Raw genomic sequence first — 20,378 nt, forward strand, 5'->3', positions numbered from 1 at the left:
GCGGAAAATGCTAGCATGAAAGGGGAGGGCATACCGCGCAAATGCGACGTCGACGAGGCCGGATCAATCATCCAGAGCGCGTCGTTCCACTATCGATCGCTGCGGTTCGACAATGCCGGGCAGGGCGCTGTCGACACCGAAGGTCACCAGCAGCGGGAGATGGTCTGAGCCGGTCGCCGGTTGCCGCGCGACGTCGAGAATGTCGATGCCGGGCGAAGCGAGAATATTGTCGATCGGCAGTCCCGCATAGGGCGCGAGCCGTCTGGTGAAGGGCTGGAAGAACCAACTTGGCCCGACATTCGGCACGATGTCCGTGCCGCTCGCGGCGGCGTAGGTCCTGAGCGCAGCGCTCCAGGGGGCGGCGTTGAAGTCGCCGGCAATGAGGACGGGCGTCCCGAGCCGGCGAAGTCGCCGGAGACGGTCTTGAAGCTGCCCGAGCTGGCGCCACTGCTTTCCCGGCCAGGGCCAGGTCAAATGTTGGGTGGCAATGGTGAGCGCTTGTCCGTTGAAATCGACGGTTCGGCTGGCGAATGTCCCGGGACGATCGCAATCCCCCGGATCGTCGCTCGCGAAGGGCCGACGCGACAGGATGACGACGTCGAAATAGGCGCGGGGGCCGGTGCAATCGAACCGGTAGGGATATCGCGCGGAGAGGGATTGCAGCAGCGGCCGCCACTCTTTCCGCGCCTCCTGCAGGGTCACGACGTCGGGTGAAAGCTCCCCAATGAGCCGAATTGCCGCTGTGCGATCGGTGGCGCTCCAGCGCAGATTCATTTGCAAAAGCGTGTAGCGAGCCGTGCCGCCGGGCGCCGACGCCAATGAGGCGGCGGGCAGCATGGCCGGATAAACCGAGAAAAGACCGAACGCGCCGAGAATGATCGCCGCCAGACCCGCCGTGACAGGTCGGATGACAAGCAGCGCGAGCCCGGCGAGCAACAAGAGCACGGCGAGATGCGCGCGAAAATGGGCCAGCGTATCGAAGAACGGGACGATGTCGCCGAAATAGCCGCTGGCGAACGCCAAAGCCGCGGCAAGCGCGAGCGCCTGGGCAAGGGCGCGGCTGACGCGGCGCCGGTCGGAGGGGCGGGGGCGAGCGGCCGACATGAGGCGCCTACTGGAACGCGGTCTCGAAGAACGAGCGGAGCTTGCGCGAATGCACCCGCTCGGAAGGCACCTCCGACATCAGCTCGAGGGCGCGCATGCCGATCCGCAAATGCTGTGAGACCTGCCGCTTGTAGAATTCCGTCGCCATCCCCGGCAATTTCAACTCGCCATGCAGCGGCTTGTCGGAGACGCAGAGCAGGGTGCCGTAGGGAACGCGGAAACGAAAACCGTTCGCCGCGATCGTCGCCGATTCCATGTCGAGGGCGATGGCCCGAGACTGCGACAGGCGTTCCACCGGCTCCTTGTGATCGCGCAATTCCCAATTGCGGTTGTCGATCGTCGCGACGGTGCCGGTCCGCATGATCTTCTTCAATTCGTAGCCCGACAGGCCGGTGATTTCCTCAACCGCTTGCTCCAGCGCCACCTGCACCTCGGCCAGCGCCGGGATCGGCACCCACAGCGGCAGGTCGGCGTCGAGAACATGGTCCTCACGCACATAGGCATGGGCAAGTACGTAGTCGCCGAGCTCCTGGCTGTTGCGAAGTCCCGCGCAGTGTCCGAGCATCAGCCAGGCATGCGGCCGCAGCACCGCGATATGGTCGGTGATCGTCTTGGCGTTGGAGGGGCCGACGCCGATATTGACCATGGTAATGCCGTGGCCGTCATCGCGTTTCAGATGATAGGCGGGCATCTGCGGCAACCGAAGCGGCGCCATGCCTTCGGCCGGCTCGCGCGTGCCGGCCGGGGTGACGACGTTGCCAGGCTCGACGAAGGCGGTATAGCCGCCGCCGCCCTCCGCCATCATTTCGCGCGCCAGCATGCAGAACTCGTCGACATAGAACTGGTAGTTGGTGAACAGGACGAAGTTCTGAAAATGCTCCGGTCGGGTCGCGGTGTAATGCGACAGCCGGTGCAGCGAATAGTCGACCCGTTGCGCAGTAAATGGGGCGAGCGGCAGCGCTTCGCCGTCGCGCGGCTCGAAATTGCCGTTGACGATCCGGTCGTCAGTCGCCTCCAGGTCGGGCACGTCGAAGATATCGCGCAAAGGGCGATCGAGTTTCTCGGCCAACCCTCCGTCGACGTAGGATCCTTCCCCGAAGGCGAAATGCAGCGGGATCGGCGTGGTCGAATCGCTAACCGTGACGGGCTGACCGTGATTGCGGATCAAGAGATCGATCTGCTCGATGAGATAGTGGTGGAAGAGGTCGGGTCGCGTGATCGTTGCGGCATAGCGGCCGGGTCGCGCGACGTGCCCGAAGGCGAGGCGCGAATCGACCTTGGCGTGGGTCGCCGTCGTCAGCGAGATCTCGGGGTAGTAGGCGCGGTAGCGCTTGCCCCCGAGGCCCTTCTCCAGAACGCCATCGAATGTGTCGGACAGGAAGGCGACCGACCGGTCGTAAAGCCGGGTGAGTTCGGCCACGGCCTCCTCCGCGTCGTTAAAGGGCCGTGGCGGCGCTGGCTCGGGGCTCTGGTAGTTGGGATCGGCCGGCAAGGGAAAGGGCTTGGTCATGCCTTGGTTTAGCCGGCTGGCGTGGCGCGGAGAAGACGAGCGACCTAAAATTTCGCCCGCGTCGTCGTTGGATCGCGTTCGAGCGGACAGACGATACCGATCCGGTAGCCGCAATCGCTTCCCGCAACCGAGGCAAAGGCGCTGCCGGGGCGGTTGACGGAGTTCTGGGCCAGAAAACTGAAGCTCACCCCAAAGAGTGCGATCAGCGCGGTGATGATTGTCAATCGCGTCATCATGGCGTCGTCCTAAACGATTTTCCTCATGTTTGCACGGGTTGCCTGAACCGAAGCTGAAGCGGTGTCGCCGGCCGGATGCCGATGATGAACGCAGCGTCCGGCGAAATACGGCTTTGCGCTTCGCCGTCGTGGCGCTAGGTCGGTGGGTAACGCCAACCCGGGATGACAGGAATTTTTGCGATGCCGACGCAGACCGATCCGATCAAGCTGTATTACTGGCCGACGCCGAACGGCTGGAAAATCTCCATCATGCTGGAGGAACTCGGCGTTCCTTACGATATCGAATACGTCAATATCGGCGCGGGCGACCAGTTCAAACCGGACTTCCTGGCGATTTCCCCGAACAACCGGATGCCGGCGATCGTCGATCCGGAGGGGCCGCGCGGCGCGCCGATCTCGGTGTTCGAGTCAGGCGCAATCCTGCAATATCTCGGGCGCAAGTTCGGCCAATTCTATCCGACCGAGGAGCGGGCCCGGGTCGCTGTCGAAGAATGGCTGTTCTGGCAGATCGGCGGCCTCGGCCCGATGGCGGGCCAAGCCCATCACTTCCGCAATTACGCGCCGGAGCAGATCGCCTATGGCATCGACCGTTATACGAATGAGGTGAACCGGCTCTACGGGGTCATGAACCGACGCCTGAAGGACAACGACTATCTCGGCGGCGCCGACTACTCTGTCGCCGACATGGCGGCGATCGGTTGGGTGGTGCCGTACAAGAACCAGGGTCAGGATCTGGAGGAGTTCCCGAATCTGCGGCGGTGGTTCGATGTCGTCAAATCGCGCCCGGCGGTGTCCAAGGGTTTGGACATCGGCAAAGAGGAGCGCGAGAAAATGAACCTGGCCACCGACAGCAACGCCCAGAGCGTCCTGTTCGGCCAGCGCGCCCGCGCCTGACTACAAAGGCGGGCCGCGTTCGTCGCGGTCAGCCAGAGATGCCGGCCCGCAAACTGCGGCGGGTCGGTTCACGAAAAGTCGCGCCGGCGGTCTCAGACGCGGACCCAGATTTGCGTCTTGCAGAAGATTTTCAAGGCGCAGCCGGTCAGCTTCAGCTGTCCACCTTCCACGCGCGCGCTGCCGTTATAGGTCCGGTCCTCGCGCGGATCGGTGACGGTGCCGATATATTCCACGCCGGCCCCCGACATCTGCCCGACCGACTTGCCCTTGTGCTCGCCGGTAATGACCTTGGCGCAATAGGCGTCGCCGCATGACGTCACCCTGACGATGCCGCCTTCCGGCGCGCGCCATTTGCCGACGATCGGCTCGGCCGACAGCGTCGGCGACGTGATAGCCGCGATAGCCGTGACGGCGAGAAGTAGCTGGCGCATGCTCTGTTCCTGTTCGCTGGGACGTCCCCAGGCGAACAGTATTGGCGGATTTGGGCAGCACGGTGGCCCGGCTCGGGAGTGCCGGCATCACGCGACCGAGCGCATCGTGAGAGTTTCCAGTAGTCGGCCGCCGTCAGAGACGGTTGAGGCTCTGCGATCGGCAGAACAGGCCGCCGAGCACACAGCCCGAGATCGACAGCGTGTTGCCGGAGAGGCTGCCCTTGCCGGAATATTGCTTGCCGCCCTTGGTGTAGTCGGTCACCGAGCCGGCATATTGACCGCCGCCCTTGGGCTGCATCTGGCCGAAGGTTTTGCCCTTGTAGGGGCCGTTCGTATAGGTCAGGCAAAAGGCGCCGCCGCAGGGCGCGATCTTGGCGTCATAGCCGGACGGCATCCGCCATTTGCCCTCGATCGGATCGGCGTGGGCCGCTCCGGCCATGGCAAGGCTGAAGCACGCGGCCGCAAGGAATACTCGTCTCATTTCTTCCTCCCACGGAAACAACCGGGCGACAGGCTACCGTCCGCCATATTCCCTTGACGTAAGCGTAATTGAATCGCGGAAAATCGCAAGTGACCCGGAGCGGGGCAAAGAGCCGGAAACGCCGCGCCGGGCGCTGGCCCTTGTGGAAACGCGGTTAGCGTTCGGTAAAGCCAAGAACCGACTGATTGGAGTTGATTTTCGGAATAACCTATTTGTCTCATACTGTTACGCAATATGACGGAAGCTTTTCCGTCGGCGATGTTTAAGTCTAATTAAGCTCGAACTTTAATCGCCTTTTCAGTCGTGCCGGTCATTCTGACGCTATCGGACAGCAGCCCGATCAATAGCGACAGGGACGCAAAGACAATGGCTCGCATCGACTTCCAGAACTATTCCGAACCGACGGTCAACGGCGCCGCATTCGTCGACGCCGACATCCTCCTCGACCTTGGTATGCGGGCGGCCTCGGGCCGCGATGGCGCGGTGAATTTCATCGCCGCCCACATGTATTTCAATCTTGCCGACCGCAAGGGCGCCGAGGATGCGGCCTTCCATCGCCAGGATATCGCCGGACAGATGTCGAAGTCGGAGATCGCGGCGGCGCTACGCGCCGCTCGCGAATGGCTGACCCTTCACTGAGCGTCGACGTCACCCGGCCTTGGGCGCGCCGACTTCATCGATCGCGCCGGCAAGCGCGGTCTCGAACAGGGCGAGATCCTCGTCCCGTCCGACCGTGACGCGGATCATCCGATCGAGCGGAGCCACACCCGGCATCCGAATGAAGACGCCGCGGCGGATCACCGCCTCGAGCAGCGCGCGGGCATAATCGCCATCGCCGCCGCAATCCATGGCGACGAAATTCGCCGCCGAGGGCAGGGGCGTCAGCCCGGCCCGCAGGGCGATAGCGGCCAGCCGATCCCTCGCCGCCACGATCCTCGCCACCGCCGCGCGCAGATAATCCTGATCCTTCAACGCCGCCAATGCCCCGGCTTGCGCCACGCGCGACACGCCGAAATGATTGCGCACCTTGTCGAACTGAACGACGGTGTCGGCCTCTCCGATCGCATAGGCGATCCGCATGCCGGCCATGCCGTAGGCTTTGGAGAAGGTGCGAAACCGCAGGAGATTGGGCCGCATCAGAGTGATGGGCGGCAGCGCCGACGCCGGCGCCAGATCGCTATAGGCCTCGTCGAGAACGAGAATCGCCTCCTCCGGAATTTCGTCGATCAGGCGCTCGACTGCCCTCGCCTCGTGCCAGGAGCCGGTCGGATTGTCCGGGTTGGCGAAATAGACGAGTTTCGGACGCAGTTCCCTGGCCCGCTCGATCAGACCATCGATATCCTCATGATCGTCCGACCGGTAGGGGACGAAGTCGACGGACGCCCCATAGCCGGCCGCGTGATAGTTGAAGGTCGGATAGGCGCCGCGTGACGTCACCACGACGTCGCCCGGCGTGCAGGTGAGCCGCACCAGATAGCCGAGCAGCCCGTCGATGCCTTCCCCGACCGTTACATTGTCGAAGCCGATGCCGAGATGGTCGGCGAGCGCCTGTTTCAGCTCGAAATTCTCCGGGTCGCCATAGGCCCAGCTTCCGCGCGCCGCCTCGGCCATGGCCCCGACGGCGTTCGGCGACGGGCCGAAGACGCTTTCGTTGGCGCCGAGCCGCGCCTTGAACGGCACCCCGGTGCGGCGCTCGATCGCCTCCGGGCCGACGAAGGGGATAGTGGCGGGAAGTGACCGGGCGAGGCTGGTGAAGAGTGTCATGGCGATCCGGATCAAGGGCTAAGCGCACAAAGCGGAATCAATTGGCTACGAGGAGTCGCTGTGATTTCGATTCAACGCGGCGGTCGCCTGTCGATCCGTCTGGCGTGACGACGACGTCCCCGTATCATTCCCGATCAATCCGCTCGAGCCCCTGGGCGAAGCGTCGCGCGTTGGCGACATAGTGCTCGGCCGCGGCCTTGAGCCCGGCGACCGCCGCGTCATCGAGTGTGCGCGCTACCTTGGCCGGTGCGCCGACGATCAGCGAATTATCCGGAAACTCCTTGCCCTCGGTCACCAGTGCATTGGCGCCGACGATCGAGTTCTTGCCGATCCGGGCGCCGTTGAGGACCGTCGCGCCCATGCCGATCAGCGAATTTTCGCCGATGGTGCAGCCATGGACGATGGCGCCGTGGCCGATCGTGCAGCCGGCGCCGATGGTCAGCGGGAAACCGGGGTCGCTGTGCAGGGTGCAATTGTCCTGGATGTTGGTGTTCTCGCCGATCGTCATCCATTCATTGTCGCCGCGCAGCACCGAGCCGAACCAGATATTGGCGTTCTTGCCGAGGCGCACCCGCCCAATAACATGGGCGCCGGGCGCGACGAAGACCTCGCTGTGGGGCGAGGTTTCGGGTCGGTCGCCGTCGAGCGCATATAGGGGCATCAGCAAATTCCTTCGGTTGCGGCGGCGAAATTGCGTCAGGCGCGGGCCGGAATCAAGCGCTCTGACGATCCGTCAGCCGGCGACGGTCGACAGCATCGTCTTGGTGATCGATTGACGCACGGAGCCGTAATCCGCCCATGGGTCGGCGTCCTGTAGCCGCTGCAGCACCGCATCAATGTCGAAGCCATTGGCTGCGTCGAGCGTCGCCAGTTCGTCCCAGCCGACCGGCGTTGCCACGGACGCGCTCGCGCGCGAGCGCGTGGAGTATGGAGTGATGGCGGTCGCGCCGCGCTCGTTGCGCAGCCAGTCGATGAAGATTCGGCCCTTCCGCTTGGCCTTGGACATGGTGGCGACGAAACGCTCCGGCTCGGTGTCGGCTTGCCTCGCGGCAAAGCCCTTGGCGAAGGCCTTCAACTCCGTCCAGCCCTGCCGCCGTTCGAGCGGCACGACCACATGCACGCCCTTGCCGCCGGTGACCATGGCAAAGCTCTGGAGGCCGAGATCGGCGAGACGGTCGCGGAGATCGACGGCCGCCGTCTGCACGTCGGCAAAGCCCAGGCCTTCGTCCGGATCGAGGTCGAAGACCAGCCGGTCGGGCTTTTCCAACCGATCGTTGCGTGCGCCCCAGATGTGGAATTCCAGCGTGCTCATCTGCACCGCCCCGACGAGGGCAGCAGAATCGGGCATGGTCAGATAATCGGCGGTGCCGCCGTCTTTTTCCGGCACGGCCACCGTCTTCACGGCGTCAGGGAAGCCACCGGTGTCGTGCTTCTGGAAGAAGCAGTGCTTGTTTCGCCCCTGCGGGCAGCGCACCAGTGAGACCGGGCGGTTGCCGGCATGCTCCAGCATGCGCGCGGCCACTGCTTCATAGTAATGCGCCAGATCGAGCTTGGTGACGCCCTGACTGTCGTAAACCACGCGATCCGGGCTGGTGAGCCTGACACCGGCGACGGTGGTGGGCGCGCTGCCGGAGCGACGCGAGGCGGAGGCGTTGCCATCGGGCACACGTTTTGGGCGCGTGGCTTGCATCGGCTGCGGCCGCTCGTCCGTCACGGCTTCGGCCGCCTTGTCTTCGCGCAGCCCCTTGAACACGCCGTGGCGGATATGGCCGTCGGCGGTGAACTCGGCGAAATCGATCTCCGCAACGAGCTTCAGGGTGACGAAATGGGCACCGCGCTCGACATCATTCGGAATCGCATCGAAGGGCGAGGTCTGGCGGGAGAGGTCGTCGAAGCGCTCCGCGAGGTCCTCCAGCGTCTGTTGATCGAAACCGGAGCCGACCCGGCCGCGATAGCGCAGGCGTCCGTCCTCCATGACTCCAACAAGGATCGAGGAGAAGGCGCGGCCCTTCTTTTCCGACGGTGACCAGCCGCCAATGACGAATTCCTGTCGCCTTGTGCATTTGACCTTCAGCCAGGACTTGCTACGCCCGGACCGGTAGGGTGCATCGGCGCGCTTGGCGATAATGCCCTCGTGACCCGCTCCGCAAATCTTCTCAAACACCGCCGGGCCGCTGCCCAAAATGTGCTCGCTATAAAGAAGCAGATCGGAGGGCGTGCGATCCAGGAGCGCCTTCAGCGCGATCTTGCGCTCGGTCAGCGGCCGTTTGGTCAGATCCTTGCCGTCCAGATGCAGCACGTCGAAGCAGAAACAGGCGAGGGGGCCGCCCTCGCCGAGATGCCGCTGCAGTGTCGAGAAGTCGGTCTTGCCTTTGGCGTCGAAGGCGACGATCTCGCCGTCGATCAGGGCATTGCCGCAATCGAGCTCCCTCGCGGCCTCGGCGACCGGCCCGAACTTGTCGGTCCAGTCCTTTTCGTTGCGGGTCCAACACCGCACCTGCCCTTTGCCGACCGCGATGATGACGCGGTAGCCATCATATTTCATCTCGTGCAGCCAGTCGCCGCCGTCGGGAGCGGCGTCGACCAGCGTGGCCAGCTGTGGCGCATGGAATCGCGGGAGCGGCAGGGAGGGGGAGGACTTTGCTTCCGTCTTCGTCTCGGCCGCCTGCTTGGCGCCGGTTCGGCTGGACCTGGCTGCGGGCTCGCCGGGGCGCCGGGTCTCGGCCCAGCTTTCGTCGCCCTTGGCGATCGCCGCCATAGTGCGGCCGGTCTTGATGCTGGTGTCGGCGCTGAGGAGGTTGCGACGCCGGTCCACCGCCTCGTCCTTTTCCTTGATCAGCAGCCAGTTCTCGCGCGTCTCCTTTTCGCGTGGCTTCATGCGCACCAGCGCCCAGTTGCCCCGCATCCGCTCGCCGGACAGGCGCATCTTCAGGCTGCCTTTCTCGAAACCCTTTTCCGGGTCTTCCAGCGGCTCCCAGGAACCCCGGTCCCAGAGCATGACCGTGCCGCCGCCATATTGGCCCTTCGGAATGGTGCCCTCGAAGGTCCCGTAATCCATCGGGTGGTCCTCGGTCCTGACCGCCAGGCGCTTGGCGGCCGGATCGAGGCTGGGGCCCTTGGTCACCGCCCAGCTTTTCAGAACGCCGTCCCATTCGATGCGGAAGTCGTAATGAAGCCGGGTCGCGGCGTGCTTCTGGACGCAGAAGAACAAGGCGCCATCGCCGGGAGGCGGATTTGCCGATCCCGAGGGTTCACGGGTCTTGGAGAAATCCCGTTTCTCACGGTAGGTGCCGAGGAGCTCGTCGCCCTTTGCTGCCATCGCGCCGATCCTCAGGCGCTTTTGCGCCGGCTGGACGGACTCTTCGTGGCCGGTTTCGCGGACTTCGCGGATTTGCCCGAGGCGGCGGCGGGCGACTTTGTCGCCCGTGCTTTGGCGGGTGGCTTCCGATCCCTCGCTGCCGCAGCCTTCACCCCGGCGGAACCGCCGTCGCCTTCCAGGCTCTTCTTCAACGTCGCCATCAGGTCGACCACGTTGCTGCCTCGGTCGGATGGTGCCGGTTCGTCTTCCTCGATGGCGATCGTCGCCTTGCCACCCTTCTTGCGCTTCTCGGCGATCAGTTTCTTCAGCGCGTCGGTGTAGTGGTTCTTGAAAGCGGATGCGTCGAAGGGCGCGGATTTCTTGGCGATGAGCTGGGTGGCGACGTCGAGCAGGTCTTCGTCGGTCTCCGCATCGGAGATGTCGGAGAAGATCGAATCCGATTTGCGGACCTCGTCCTCATAGTGCAGCGTCTCGAGCAGGAGGCCGTTGCCGCACGGGCGCAGCGCAATGAGATACTCCTTGCCACGTAGCGAGAGCTGGCCAAGGCCGGTCTTCTGCGACTGGCGTAACGCGTCGCGCACCACCCGGAACGCATCCTCGGCAAGTTCGTCCTGGGGCACGACGTAATAGGGTTTGTCGAAATACAGCGGCGGGATGGAGCAGGTATCGACGAACTGGACGAGTTCCAGCGTCTTTTTCGTCTCCAGCTTGACGTCCTCGATCTCCTCGTCGGTCAGGAGAACATATTCGTCCTTGCTGATTTCGTAGCCCTTGACGATCTCGTCCTTGTCGACCGGACCGATCCCCTCGACGACCTTGTCGTAATGAATGCGCTTGCCGCTCTCCCGGTGGATCTGGCGGAAGCTGATCGACGCACCGGTCTGGGTGGCCGAGAACATTTCGACGGGAATCGAGACAAGCGACAGGCGAATCTGCCCTTTCCAGATGGGACGTGGCGCCATTTTTTTAACTCCGGACACGATGACTGCCGCTACGGGAGACAGAACGGCGTGAAGGCCCGACTCGTTCCGGCGAGCCGTGAGCATTCCCGCGCCGCCCGGCAGGCGTCCCGGGGGGCCTGAAAAATCGAGGCGCGCTTCGTCCCCTCTTGCCAAGGGCAGGTGCGCGGTTAAGCAGAGACAATCGATGAATCAGCCAAGGCGCTGCCCTTGATCCGAATCCTTCACACCGCAGACTGGCAGATCGGCAAGCCGTTCGGCAATTTCGAGCCCGACCGCCGGGGCGAACTGCGCGCCGAGCGTTTCGCCGCCGTCGCCCGCATCGCCGCGCTGGCCGAGGAGCGCGGTTGCGACGCCGTGCTCGTAGCCGGCGACGCCTTCGACGACAATACCGTGCCGGATCGTGACCTCAACCGCACGCTCGACGCCATGGCCGGTTTCGGTGGCCCATGGATCATGCTGCCCGGCAATCACGACGCCGCGCTGAGCGTTTCGGTCTGGACCCGCCTCCGCCGGCTAACGACCAGGGCGACGATCGTGGTCGCGGACCGCCCCGAACCGGTGGTTCTGAAGGACGGGGCGCTCGTCATCTTCCCGGCGCCGCTGACCCGCCGCCGCGAGGGGGCGGATCTCACCGAATGGTTCGATCACGCCGCGACGCCCTCGTCTGCGGTGCGCGCCGGCCTTGCCCATGGCGCGGTGCTCAATCGGCTGCCGGAGAAGGCCGAAGCCGGCAATCCGATCGCCGACGATCGCGCGGACAGGGCGAAACTCGACTATCTCGCGCTCGGCGATTGGCATGGCTTCGTCGAGATCGCGCCGCGCACCGTCTATTCCGGGACCCCTGAGCCGGACCGCTATCCCGCCAATGCGCCGGGTCACGTCGCGATCGTGGAGATCGACGCGCCCGGCGTCGCGCCGCGGATCGAGCGAGTCCGCATCGCGCGTTTCGATTGGCGGTCGATGGATGTGCGACTGGACGGCGGCATCGGCGCGCTCGACGATGCGCTTGCGGCGTTGACGCGTCCGGGCGAGACGCTGCTCGACCTGACGCTGTCCGGCAGCCTGTCGCTGCGCGAGCGGGTTCGGCTCGATGAAGCGCTCGCAGGCTGGCAGGCGCGCCTGTTCGATCTGCGCTTGTCGGACGAAGGCCTTCTGGACGAGCCGGACGAGGAGGATCTCGACCATATCGACGTTGGCGGATTCGTGCGCGTCGCGATCGAACGGCTGCGGGCGAAGGCCGCCGATCCGCAAGACCCCGAGCGCGCGGCGGCCCAGCTGGCGCTGCGGATGGCCTATGTCGAACATCGGCGCCTCTCGGGGAGCGATTAGCCGATGTACCTGAAATCGCTCCAACTGACGGATTTCGCCGGTGTCGGCTCGGTCGATCTGCCGCGGTTCGAGCCCGGGCTCAACGTCGTGGTCGGCGACAACGAAGCCGGCAAATCGACGCTGTTGACCGCGCTCAGGGCGGCCTTCTTCCAGAAGCATCGCGCCGGCGGTGAGGCCGTGAAGATGCTGGCCCCCTACAATCGTCAGGCGCGGCCGGAAGTCGCGGTGGAATTCGATATCGACGGCACCGCCTATACGCTCCGCAAGGCATTCGTTCAGCGTCCGTCGGCCGACCTGTCCTGGCCGGGCGGAAGCCTGTCCGGCGACGCGGTGGAAGAGCGGCTGGCCGAGCTGTTCCGTTTTTCCCATCCCGGCCGCGGCGATTCCAAGCTCAGCGAGCATCAGGGTGCGTTCGGCTTGTTGTGGGTCGAGCAAGGGCGCTCGACCGGCGGCCTCGATATCGGCGTCGGCAAGGACGCCGTTACCGCCTCGCTGGAGGGGGAGGTCGGCCAGATCCTCGGCGGTGAGCGCGGCCGGTCGCTGGTCGCCGCCACAAAGGCGCTGCAGGATCGCTTCTTTACCGACACGTTGCGCGTGGCCTCGGCCTCGCCGATCCGCCAGGCGGAAGAGCGGCGCGAGGCACTGCGCACGGAGCTCCAGGCGAAGCTGGCTCTTCGCGCCGACTATGACGAGAAGCTCGACCGGCTGCGGCGCCGGCGCGAAACGCTTCTGTCCTACGAGCGCGACGACGCGGTCGCCAAGGCGGAAGCCGCGGTCGAGGCGGCGGAGGCCGCGTCCCGGGCCGCCGAGAGTCTCGACCGGGAACGCGGCGAGGCCGAACGGGAGCTTCGCCACGCGCTTGCCAAGCGCGACGGCGCCGCCGAAATCCTGCGCCAGCGCGACAAACTCATCGAGACAAGAGGACGCGCGACGCAGGCGGCGGAGGCAATCGCCGCATCCCTCGATGCGTTCCGCGCGCGGGCGGTCGAGGAGCGCTCGGAGGTCGCGCGGCTCGAAGCGCGGCGGGCCGAAGCCAAGGCCGCCGCCGATCAGGCGGAGGCGGCGGACGAGGCGATTCAGCTTCGGGCCGAACTGTCCCGCAAGCAGGACGAGCTGGCCAAGGCTCGCCAACGCATCGAAGCCGCGCGCGGGATCGAGGAGGAGTTGGCCGAGTTGCGCCGCGCCGCGAGCGGGGCCGGCCTCGATCAAAAGGCGCTGGCGGCGATCGAGGCGGCGGAGCAATCGCGCCGCGAGGCTGCGATCAGACTCTCTGTCGCCGCGCCAAAGCTTCGGTTTGAACCGTCGGCCGGTCAGGCCGTGCGGGACGCGGCTGGCGAGGCGGTGGCGACGGAGGGATCAGTCGATATCACCGGCCGCAGCGTTTTCGATCTGGAAGGCTTCGGCCGGATCGTCATCGAGCCCGGCGCCGACGCGGGGGCTGTGGCCCGCGATGCCGCGACGGCGGAGGCCGCATGCGCCGGGCTGTTCTCCCGGCACGGGGTTGCCTCGCTGGAGGAGGCGCGCCGGCGCGTTCAGGCCGCCGAGGAGAGGCGGATCGCGGCGGACACCTTGAAGGCACGGCTCGGTGCCATCCTGCCCGAAGGCCTGTCCGAGGCTGCCGCCGCGCTCGAGCTTCGCGAAGGCGAGATCGCCGAGCGCAGCGCGACGATGGGGGCGCCCACCGAGGAAAACGAGACGAAGGCCGACCCATCGGACAGTCGAGCCGCGCGCCGGACCGCAAGGGCCCTGCTGGAGGCCGCGGATGCCGAACTCGACGGTATGCGCCGCAGGGCGGCCGAATCTTCCGCCCAATTGGCGACGGCTGAGGGCGAAGCGGGGTTTCGCCATGCGGAGGCCGAGCGGCTGCGGCGCGAGCATCTGGAGGCCGAAGCGAAGCGGAGCCGGGCGGCGCTGGCCGAAGACCTGGCCGCCGCGGAAGTCGAGCGGACCGCCAAGGCCGTGGTTCTCGATCAGCGTCAGCGCGAACTGGCGGGCGTCGATCCCGAGACTGTCGCCTTGACCCTTCAATCCAAGCGCCGGGCACTGGTCGAGATTCGCCGCCAGGTCGTGGCCCTGCGCGAGGAAGCGGCCGCGCTGGAAGGTGAACTCGGCGGCCACGGGCTGACGGCGCTTGGCGAGGACATCGACCGGATCGAGGGCGAGGTCACCGTCCTCGAACGACGCCTGGGCCGTCTCAACGTTGAGGCCGAGGCGTCGAAGCTGCTGCATTCGACGCTGCTCGCCGCCCAGCGCGAGGCGCGCGAACATTGGCTGGGACCGATCAAGACGCAGGTGGCTCCCTATCTGCGGCTGATTCATCCAGGAACCGAGATCGAGCTCGACGAGACGACGCTGGAAATTAGGGGGCTGCATCGCGCCGGGGTCGAGGAACATTTCCAACGCCTTTCAGCCGGCGCGCGCGAGCAGGTGGCCGTGGTCACACGAATCGCGCTGGCGCAGGTTCTGAAGAAGGGCGGCCATCCGGCGACGGTGATTCTCGACGATGCGCTGGTCAATACGGACGAAAAGCGCCTCGAGCGCATGCATCTGGTGCTGCAAAAGGCTGCCGAAGACCTGCAAATTATCGTCCTGACCTGTCGGGAACGGGATTTTCGCGGACTTGGGGCGCCGTTGTTCAGAATCTGAAGGCGGCGAGCCGAGCCGATTCGGCCCCCACGCCGTTTTTCGGGGCTATTTGGCGCTCATTTTGGCTGTTTTCGCCAATTCCTTAACGGCGGGTAAACGAAAAAGTGGCATCGCCGCAACAGGGGTGTGTCCAAAGCGTCCCATCCGACCCATTGTGGCAATTAGGCGATTGCATCCGATCCGGCGCTGGATAATGTCGCGTCAGAAAGATCGCGGGGACAAAACGCTTCGGACTTTCGCAGAAGGGGATGGGGCAGGGAAGGCTGTCCTTCATAAACAAGGCCCAACCCTAACCTATAATTTGACTGGAGGTCAGAACATGAACATTAAGAGCCTTCTTCTCGGCTCCGCTGCGGCACTCGTCGCAGTCTCCGGCGCCCGCGCTGCGGACGTTATCGTACCGGTCGCCGCCGAGCCTGCTGACTACGTCCGCGTCTGCGACGTTTACGGCACCGGCTTCTACTACATCCCGGGCACCGAGACGTGCCTGTCGGTCAGCGGTTATGTCCGCTTCAAGTACATCGTTCAGGATCTCGACACGACGGGCTTGGCCCCGGCGTTCGACGGTACCAACGCCGAAGGCGACGACTACCTTGCCCGTAGCAGGGTTCGTGGCCGCTTGCAGTTCGACGCTCGCGAAGAGACCGAACTTGGCACCCTGCGTGGCTTCCTCCGCGTTCAGGCCGATAACGTAGCCGATGGCGACGGCAACTTTTACATGGATCATGGCTACATCCAGCTCGGTGGCCTGACCATGGGTTACCTCGACTCGCTCTGGGCCGAAGGTGATGGCCTGCTGACCGACACCGACCTGTCGATCGGCGACCTTACGGTCAACCGGGTGTCCTACACCTACGCCGCGAACGGCTTCTCGGCCGCGGTTTCGCTCGAAGACGACTCCACCGGCGATTTCGCTCCGGACGTGGTCGGCAAGCTGGACTACTCCGGTGGCTGGGGCTCGATCTACATCGCCGGCTCGTACGATGAGGAAGTTCTGCTTCCGGCTTCGGTGGTCGGTCCTCTCGCTCTGAGTGGTTATCTCGCGAACATCGCCAACTACGAAATGGATGACCTCATCGTTGCGAGCAGCGGCGATGGCGCATTCGCGGTCAAGGGCGGCCTGTCGCTCAAGGACCTCGTGATGACCGACTCCGAGCTGAAGATCGAAGGCAGCTATGCATTCGATCCGTCAGCTTACTCGACCATCGGTGTTATTGGCACTGGCCCGTTCGCTCGGACCTTGCCGGTTGAGTGGTCGGCTGGCGCCGGTTACGCACAGGCGTTCGGCAAGCTCGGCGTGGCCGTTTCCGGCATCTACGGCGAGACTTTCGACCTGTCGCAGGGCAACACGGGGTTGGCCTATGGCGCGCCGCTCCCGGGCAACGCGCAGTTCTACCAGATCGTCGGTAACGTCGGTTACGAGATCACCAACAACTTCGACGTTTTGGCTGAGATCACGTATTCGGACTTCGAGTTCGACAACTCGCCTGCCGCTATCGCTGCCTTCGGCTCCGACAATGCGAACATGACGGGTGGTTTCCTGCAGTTCGTCCGCTCTTTCTAATCGATCGAGCATTGCAGATAAGGGAGCCCGGCGTTCGCGCCGGGCTCTTTTTTGTGTCGATTTTTGCGCGGATAGATGCGTCCGCCGGACCTGTTGCCGAGCGAGCCGCGCCCGCTGAACTGTAGGTTGGCCATGCCGCCAGCGCGCAGCGCCAAACCTGTTGGCCTCTCGTCAGGCAGGTCCTCCTGCTCGTGGGGAGCGCTCGGGCTCGGCGCCATTGCCGCCGGCAAGGCATGGCGGGGGCGATGGTCTCGCGAAACAGGGCAGTCAGGCTGAGACATTGCCGATACGGGGATGACCGGGGTTAGGGCCGCACTCCGGGTATGAGGACGTCGATCCGTCCGCCGCAACGTCTCCTCTCAAGCCAAAAGATTGAAAGCCGAAATTCCGTTCGCCTGCTGCTCAAGCGAGCAGGGTATGTTGCCGAGTCGCGAGGGCCATGCCGGCTAAACCTTTGGCGAGAGACGGTACTGCTTCCACGAAAGGAGCGGTGTAGAAACCAGAGACCGGAAGTCGAGCGATTGCTGCTGGAGCACGGCAGCTGTCATTTTGACCAGATCGCCGGCTGGAGCGCGGCCGACTTGGACTGGATCGAGCTGAAGGTCAGCTTTGCCGGGCGGGTCGGGCGCGAAGGGGGAGTAAGCCGGCGTGGAAGTCCGCGCGCGATCAGGGATAGCCGGCGTCCTGAGACCCGTCGCTGATGCAACGGGTCTCCAGAGCAAGTGTCAACCGGTCCGCCCGAAACGCAGATCCCGTTCGACGTCGACGCTCGCGCCGAGCCGCATCTTGTAGACCTGATAGTTCTCTATGATGCGCTGGACGTAGTTCCGCGTCTCGGTAAAGGGGATGCGCTCGACCCAGTCGATCACCGCGTCCAAGGATTTGCCGCGGGGATCGCCGAAGCGCTCGATCCACTCGCGCGCCCGCCTAGGCCCGGCATTGTAGGCGACGAAGGTCAGGACATAGGAGCCGCCGAAATCCGCGATCTGCTCGCCGAGAAAACGCGCGCCGAGCGTGGCGTTATAGCCAGGGTCGCTGGTCAGCCGCTCGGCGGAGTAGGGCAGACCGGCCTTGCGCGCGACGCTCTTGGCCGTCCCCGGCATCAGCTGCAACAGGCCAAGCGCGCCGGCGGGCGAGCGTGCTTTTGGATTGAACGCGCTCTCCTGGCGGGCGATGGCGTAGGCCAGGGCCTTGCCGGCGGAGGAAATGTTGGCGCTCGCCGGGATGACGCCGATCGGAAAGGCCAGGGCCGGCGCGTCGACGCCGCCCCGATTGGCGAGCTTGCCGACCTGGAGGACCAGGGCGTGATCGCCGCGTCGTTCGGCCATGACCGACAACAGCGCGAGTTCGCCGGGGCTATCGAGTTCGCCGGCCAGCGCGCGGTAGAGGCTGTCGGTCCGCCAATCCGATCCGATCTGTTGCAGGCGCTGGATGGCGCGCACGGCACGGCGCTGCTCGAAGCGGCGGCGATCGGCGTCACTCGGACGTGGGAAGGCGATCGCCGCCGGTTGCCGTCCGAGCCGGGCGGCGGCAAGCTGCCCATAATAAGTAGAGCCGTAGCGTGCTGCGGTGGCGTAATGGTTTGCCGCGTTGCCGCCGGCGCCCGCCTCCGCGGCGCGACCCAGCCAGTAATAGCCGCGCGAGAGCGACAACGGCTTGTTCGACAATTGCGCGATGCGCGCGAAATGCTGGGATGCCGTGCGCGGATCGTTCAAGAACCTGAGCGCGATCCAGCCGGCGTGGAATTCGGCCTCGACCGCCTCGCTGGGGCTCTCGGCGGAATGACTGCTTGCCACCCGATAGGCGAGTTTCGGCTGGCCGAGATCGAGGAGGTCGCGGGCGACGATGCGCCGCTCGTTCCACCAGGCATCCGGATCGACCAACGAGGCGGAATCGCGTGGCGCTCCCACGAGAAGATCGGCCGCCTCGTCGATCTTGCCTTTCTTGCGATTGTATTCGACCAGCGCGAAACGATAGCCCGAATCGCCGCGCTGGGCGTTCGGAACCGCGGCCAGCAGCTTTCCCGCATTCCCGTCGCCGCGGACCACGGCGGCGCGAGCGGCGTAGAGTTCCTTGGCTCCGGCGAGTCCCGCGACACGGCCCGCGTCGGTCACACGGTCGCTATAGAGCAGCTTGTCCATGCGATATTTGTGGTCGGCGCGCGACAGCAGTGTCTGGAAGTCGGCCAGCAGCGCGCGTTCAATGTCCTTGTCGAGCCGCTCCTCGCGCCAGACCGTCGCGATAAGAGCCCTCGCTCTGCCCGCGTCACCGGCGGCGATATAGGCTCTGGCCAAGGCCATGGCGCCCTCGGGGCTCTCCGGCTGGCCACCGGCGAAAGCGCGGATCACGTCGCCAGCCGGCGGCCGCTCGCGATAGAGCGCCTTTTCGCTGTTGATGCGAAGCGTGATCATGCCGGGCCAGTCGGCGAGATCGGTCGCCGTGCGGGCGATTTCGACCGCGGGGACGTCCTTGCCGCCTTGAAGGGCGATCGCCCAGGCCAGAATGTCCCTGTCCAGGGAGCCCGGCATCATACCCTCGCGAATGGCCCGTGCCTTGACCGGGTCGCGGTCGGACAGCGCCTGGAGACCGTCCTTGAGTTCGCCCTGCATGGGCCGAACCGAAGCGATCCGGGGCATTGCTGCGATCGACGCGGTGAAGGCGCCGGCGGCAACGGGCAGCGCCGGGGCTGCGGCCGATCGCAGAACCGGGTTCGGCATCGGAGCGCGAACGGCACCGCCGAAACGGGCGGGATCGATGGCGATGCCTGCGGCGCGTTCCATCGGGCGCATCGTCGGCTTGGGACCCGTCAGTGGCAGGATCGCCTCGTCGGCGAAGCTCGATACCGGCAGCATCGAGACGGCCAGAACGCTGATCAAAATTCGTCGGGTGGAAAGCTTTGCCGTCATGGCCAACCTTTTGGAGTCCTCGGCGCCAATGGTTCGGCGCCCAATCCGGTTCCGGCGGCTCGTCGGCTGGCCGGATTGGTTTGCAAATCTCTCACGGACACGATTAAAGCGCGGTTACCGAGGCAAGGTCGAGACGCTCTTGCAGGCCGCCCCCGGATCGGCTTGTTTCGCTGTCGGCGCTTCAATATGGTGCCGCGTTTGTAGCACCGCTCTGGGGCGGGATTGCGGTCGCTCGCTCTTGTCCGGACGAGGCGGGGGACTGACATCGGCGGGCTGTGCCGATACCACGCCAGCGCCGAGGGAAAATTGTGGGAGTGACGGAAAGCATGTTCAAGGGTTCGATGCCGGCGCTGATCACGCCTTTTGCCGCGGACGGCTCGCTCGACGAAGCGGCGTTCGGCGCCTTCGTCGACTGGCAGATCGCTGAAGGATCGAACGGCCTCGTGCCGGTCGGTACGACCGGCGAGAGCCCGACGCTGAGCCACGACGAACACAAGCGTGTGGTCGAAATCTGCGTCGAGGTGACGAAGGGCCGGGTTCCGGTCATCGCCGGAGCGGGGTCGAACAACACCGCAGAGTCGATCGACCTGGCGCAATTCGCCGAACAGGCTGGCGCCGATGGTCTTCTGGTGGTCACGCCCTATTACAACAAGCCAAACCAGAAGGGACTCTACGCGCATTTTTCGGCGGTTGCCGAGGCGGTGTCCCTGCCGATCCTGATCTACAACATTCCTGGCCGCTCGGTCATCGACATGACGCCGGAAACGATGGGCCGGCTCGCGGCGGACTATCCCAATATCGTCGGGGTCAAGGATGCGACGGCAAAGGTCGACCGCGTCTCCGAACAGCGCATCACCTGCGGCACGGAGTTCATCCAGCTCTCGGGCGAGGATTCCACCGCGCTCGGCTTCAATGCCCATGGCGGGCACGGCTGCATCTCGGTGACGGCCAATGTCGCGCCGCGCCTGTGCGCCGATTTCCAGGCGGCGTGCCAAGCGGGCGATTACGCGGCCGCCCTTGTCCTGCAGGATAGGCTGATGCCGCTGCACAAGGCGCTCTTCCTCGAGCCGAACCCGACGGGCGTGAAATACGCGCTATCGAAGCTCGGCAAGGTCGATAACCGGCTGCGATCGCCGCTCGTGCCGGTGGATCGCGAGACCGAGGAGGCCATCGATGCCGCCCTTCGCCATGCCGGGCTCTTGAACTGAATTTTCCGCCGTCCGTCGCGCCGT

16 protein-coding genes are annotated in these 20,378 nt (G+C 65.2%); 6 read left to right on the plus strand and 10 right to left on the minus strand.

What is annotated here, in order from left to right:
* Nucleotides 1-63: 63 nt before the first annotated feature.
* From VQ044_RS08615 to VQ044_RS08625, 3 genes are read right to left on the minus strand one after another with little or no spacing between them, the layout of a single operon-like run.
* Nucleotides 64-1,104, minus strand: a complete 1,041-nt coding sequence (locus tag VQ044_RS08615; protein WP_327646547.1) for an endonuclease/exonuclease/phosphatase family protein — start codon at nucleotides 1,102-1,104, stop codon at nucleotides 64-66.
* A gap of 7 nt (nucleotides 1,105-1,111) precedes the next feature.
* Nucleotides 1,112-2,614, minus strand: coding sequence for an AMP nucleosidase (locus tag VQ044_RS08620; RefSeq protein ID WP_327625059.1), 1,503 nt, complete (start codon nucleotides 2,612-2,614; stop codon nucleotides 1,112-1,114).
* A gap of 44 nt (nucleotides 2,615-2,658) precedes the next feature.
* Nucleotides 2,659-2,847, minus strand: coding sequence for a hypothetical protein (locus VQ044_RS08625; protein ID WP_327625060.1), 189 nt, complete (start codon nucleotides 2,845-2,847; stop codon nucleotides 2,659-2,661).
* A 183-nt stretch (nucleotides 2,848-3,030) separates the two neighbouring features.
* Between VQ044_RS08625 and VQ044_RS08630 the strand changes: the two genes are divergently transcribed.
* Nucleotides 3,031-3,744, plus strand: coding sequence for a glutathione S-transferase N-terminal domain-containing protein (locus tag VQ044_RS08630; RefSeq protein ID WP_327625061.1), 714 nt, complete (start codon nucleotides 3,031-3,033; stop codon nucleotides 3,742-3,744).
* A 92-nt stretch (nucleotides 3,745-3,836) separates the two neighbouring features.
* On the opposite strand, the gene VQ044_RS08635 is transcribed toward VQ044_RS08630, so the two are convergent.
* Both VQ044_RS08635 and VQ044_RS08640 read right to left on the minus strand, forming a co-directional pair.
* Nucleotides 3,837-4,175, minus strand: a complete 339-nt coding sequence (locus VQ044_RS08635) for a DUF2147 domain-containing protein (protein WP_327625062.1) — start codon at nucleotides 4,173-4,175, stop codon at nucleotides 3,837-3,839.
* A 133-nt stretch (nucleotides 4,176-4,308) separates the two neighbouring features.
* Nucleotides 4,309-4,656, minus strand: coding sequence for a DUF2147 domain-containing protein (locus VQ044_RS08640; protein ID WP_327625063.1), 348 nt, complete (start codon nucleotides 4,654-4,656; stop codon nucleotides 4,309-4,311).
* A 366-nt stretch (nucleotides 4,657-5,022) separates the two neighbouring features.
* Here VQ044_RS08640 and VQ044_RS08645 point away from each other — a divergent pair, with 366 nt between their 5' ends.
* A complete protein-coding gene (locus tag VQ044_RS08645; protein WP_327625064.1) occupies nucleotides 5,023-5,295 on the plus strand; it encodes a sel1 repeat family protein in 273 nt (90 codons plus the stop codon).
* Between the two features lie 9 nt (nucleotides 5,296-5,304).
* Here the strand turns inward: VQ044_RS08645 and VQ044_RS08650 are convergent, their stop codons facing one another.
* The 4 genes from VQ044_RS08650 to ku form a co-directional block, all read right to left on the minus strand.
* Nucleotides 5,305-6,420, minus strand: a complete 1,116-nt coding sequence (locus VQ044_RS08650) for a pyridoxal phosphate-dependent aminotransferase (RefSeq protein ID WP_327625065.1) — start codon at nucleotides 6,418-6,420, stop codon at nucleotides 5,305-5,307.
* A 124-nt stretch (nucleotides 6,421-6,544) separates the two neighbouring features.
* On the minus strand, nucleotides 6,545-7,081 hold the full coding sequence (locus tag VQ044_RS08655; protein ID WP_327625066.1) for a gamma carbonic anhydrase family protein: 537 nt from the start codon (nucleotides 7,079-7,081) through the stop codon (nucleotides 6,545-6,547).
* A gap of 72 nt (nucleotides 7,082-7,153) precedes the next feature.
* Entirely contained in the window at nucleotides 7,154-9,739 is a 2,586-nt protein-coding gene (gene ligD, locus VQ044_RS08660; RefSeq protein ID WP_327646550.1) for a DNA ligase D, read from the minus strand.
* A gap of 11 nt (nucleotides 9,740-9,750) precedes the next feature.
* Entirely contained in the window at nucleotides 9,751-10,701 is a 951-nt protein-coding gene (ku, locus tag VQ044_RS08665) for a non-homologous end joining protein Ku (RefSeq protein WP_327625068.1), read from the minus strand.
* Nucleotides 10,702-10,908: 207 nt separating this feature from the next.
* Here ku and VQ044_RS08670 point away from each other — a divergent pair, with 207 nt between their 5' ends.
* The 3 genes from VQ044_RS08670 (at nucleotide 10,909) to VQ044_RS08680 (ending at nucleotide 16,240) form a co-directional block, all read left to right on the plus strand.
* Entirely contained in the window at nucleotides 10,909-12,030 is a 1,122-nt protein-coding gene (locus VQ044_RS08670; RefSeq protein WP_331827660.1) for a metallophosphoesterase family protein, read from the plus strand.
* A 3-nt stretch (nucleotides 12,031-12,033) separates the two neighbouring features.
* A complete protein-coding gene (locus VQ044_RS08675) occupies nucleotides 12,034-14,676 on the plus strand; it encodes an AAA family ATPase (RefSeq protein ID WP_331827661.1) in 2,643 nt (880 codons plus the stop codon).
* 193 nt (nucleotides 14,677-14,869) lie between these two features.
* A complete protein-coding gene (locus VQ044_RS08680) occupies nucleotides 14,870-16,240 on the plus strand; it encodes a porin (protein WP_331827662.1) in 1,371 nt (456 codons plus the stop codon).
* Nucleotides 16,241-16,965: 725 nt separating this feature from the next.
* On the opposite strand, the gene VQ044_RS08685 is transcribed toward VQ044_RS08680, so the two are convergent.
* Nucleotides 16,966-19,020: a lytic transglycosylase domain-containing protein gene (locus tag VQ044_RS08685; RefSeq protein ID WP_442872887.1), complete on the minus strand. Its 2,055-nt coding sequence runs from the start codon at nucleotides 19,018-19,020 to the stop codon at nucleotides 16,966-16,968.
* Between the two features lie 452 nt (nucleotides 19,021-19,472).
* Between VQ044_RS08685 and dapA the strand changes: the two genes are divergently transcribed.
* Nucleotides 19,473-20,354, plus strand: a complete 882-nt coding sequence (gene dapA, locus VQ044_RS08690) for a 4-hydroxy-tetrahydrodipicolinate synthase (RefSeq protein ID WP_327625109.1) — start codon at nucleotides 19,473-19,475, stop codon at nucleotides 20,352-20,354.
* The last annotated feature ends 24 nt before the right edge of the window (nucleotides 20,355-20,378 follow it).

It is taken from the genome of Aurantimonas sp. C2-5-R2, assembly GCF_036549495.1.
GTDB lineage: Bacteria > Pseudomonadota > Alphaproteobacteria > Rhizobiales > Rhizobiaceae > Aurantimonas > Aurantimonas coralicida_A.

What these genes read in the sequence shown, in the direction of transcription:
- VQ044_RS08615 (WP_327646547.1), bottom strand. Translation starts at nt 1,104, where the DNA reads ATGTCGGCCGCTCGCCCCCGCCCCTCCGACCGGCGCCGCGTCAGCCGC.
- VQ044_RS08620 (WP_327625059.1), bottom strand. Translation starts at nt 2,614, where the DNA reads ATGACCAAGCCCTTTCCCTTGCCGGCCGATCCCAACTACCAGAGCCCC.
- VQ044_RS08625 (WP_327625060.1), bottom strand. Translation starts at nt 2,847, where the DNA reads ATGACGCGATTGACAATCATCACCGCGCTGATCGCACTCTTTGGGGTG.
- VQ044_RS08630 (WP_327625061.1), top strand. Translation starts at nt 3,031, where the DNA reads ATGCCGACGCAGACCGATCCGATCAAGCTGTATTACTGGCCGACGCCG.
- VQ044_RS08635 (WP_327625062.1), bottom strand. Translation starts at nt 4,175, where the DNA reads ATGCGCCAGCTACTTCTCGCCGTCACGGCTATCGCGGCTATCACGTCG.
- VQ044_RS08640 (WP_327625063.1), bottom strand. Translation starts at nt 4,656, where the DNA reads ATGAGACGAGTATTCCTTGCGGCCGCGTGCTTCAGCCTTGCCATGGCC.
- VQ044_RS08645 (WP_327625064.1), top strand. Translation starts at nt 5,023, where the DNA reads ATGGCTCGCATCGACTTCCAGAACTATTCCGAACCGACGGTCAACGGC.
- VQ044_RS08650 (WP_327625065.1), bottom strand. Translation starts at nt 6,420, where the DNA reads ATGACACTCTTCACCAGCCTCGCCCGGTCACTTCCCGCCACTATCCCC.
- VQ044_RS08655 (WP_327625066.1), bottom strand. Translation starts at nt 7,081, where the DNA reads ATGCCCCTATATGCGCTCGACGGCGACCGACCCGAAACCTCGCCCCAC.
- ligD (WP_327646550.1), bottom strand. Translation starts at nt 9,739, where the DNA reads ATGGCAGCAAAGGGCGACGAGCTCCTCGGCACCTACCGTGAGAAACGG.
- ku (WP_327625068.1), bottom strand. Translation starts at nt 10,701, where the DNA reads ATGGCGCCACGTCCCATCTGGAAAGGGCAGATTCGCCTGTCGCTTGTC.
- VQ044_RS08675 (WP_331827661.1), top strand. Translation starts at nt 12,034, where the DNA reads ATGTACCTGAAATCGCTCCAACTGACGGATTTCGCCGGTGTCGGCTCG.
- VQ044_RS08680 (WP_331827662.1), top strand. Translation starts at nt 14,870, where the DNA reads ATGTCGCGTCAGAAAGATCGCGGGGACAAAACGCTTCGGACTTTCGCA.
- VQ044_RS08685 (WP_442872887.1), bottom strand. Translation starts at nt 19,020, where the DNA reads ATGGAACGCGCCGCAGGCATCGCCATCGATCCCGCCCGTTTCGGCGGT.
- dapA (WP_327625109.1), top strand. Translation starts at nt 19,473, where the DNA reads ATGTTCAAGGGTTCGATGCCGGCGCTGATCACGCCTTTTGCCGCGGAC.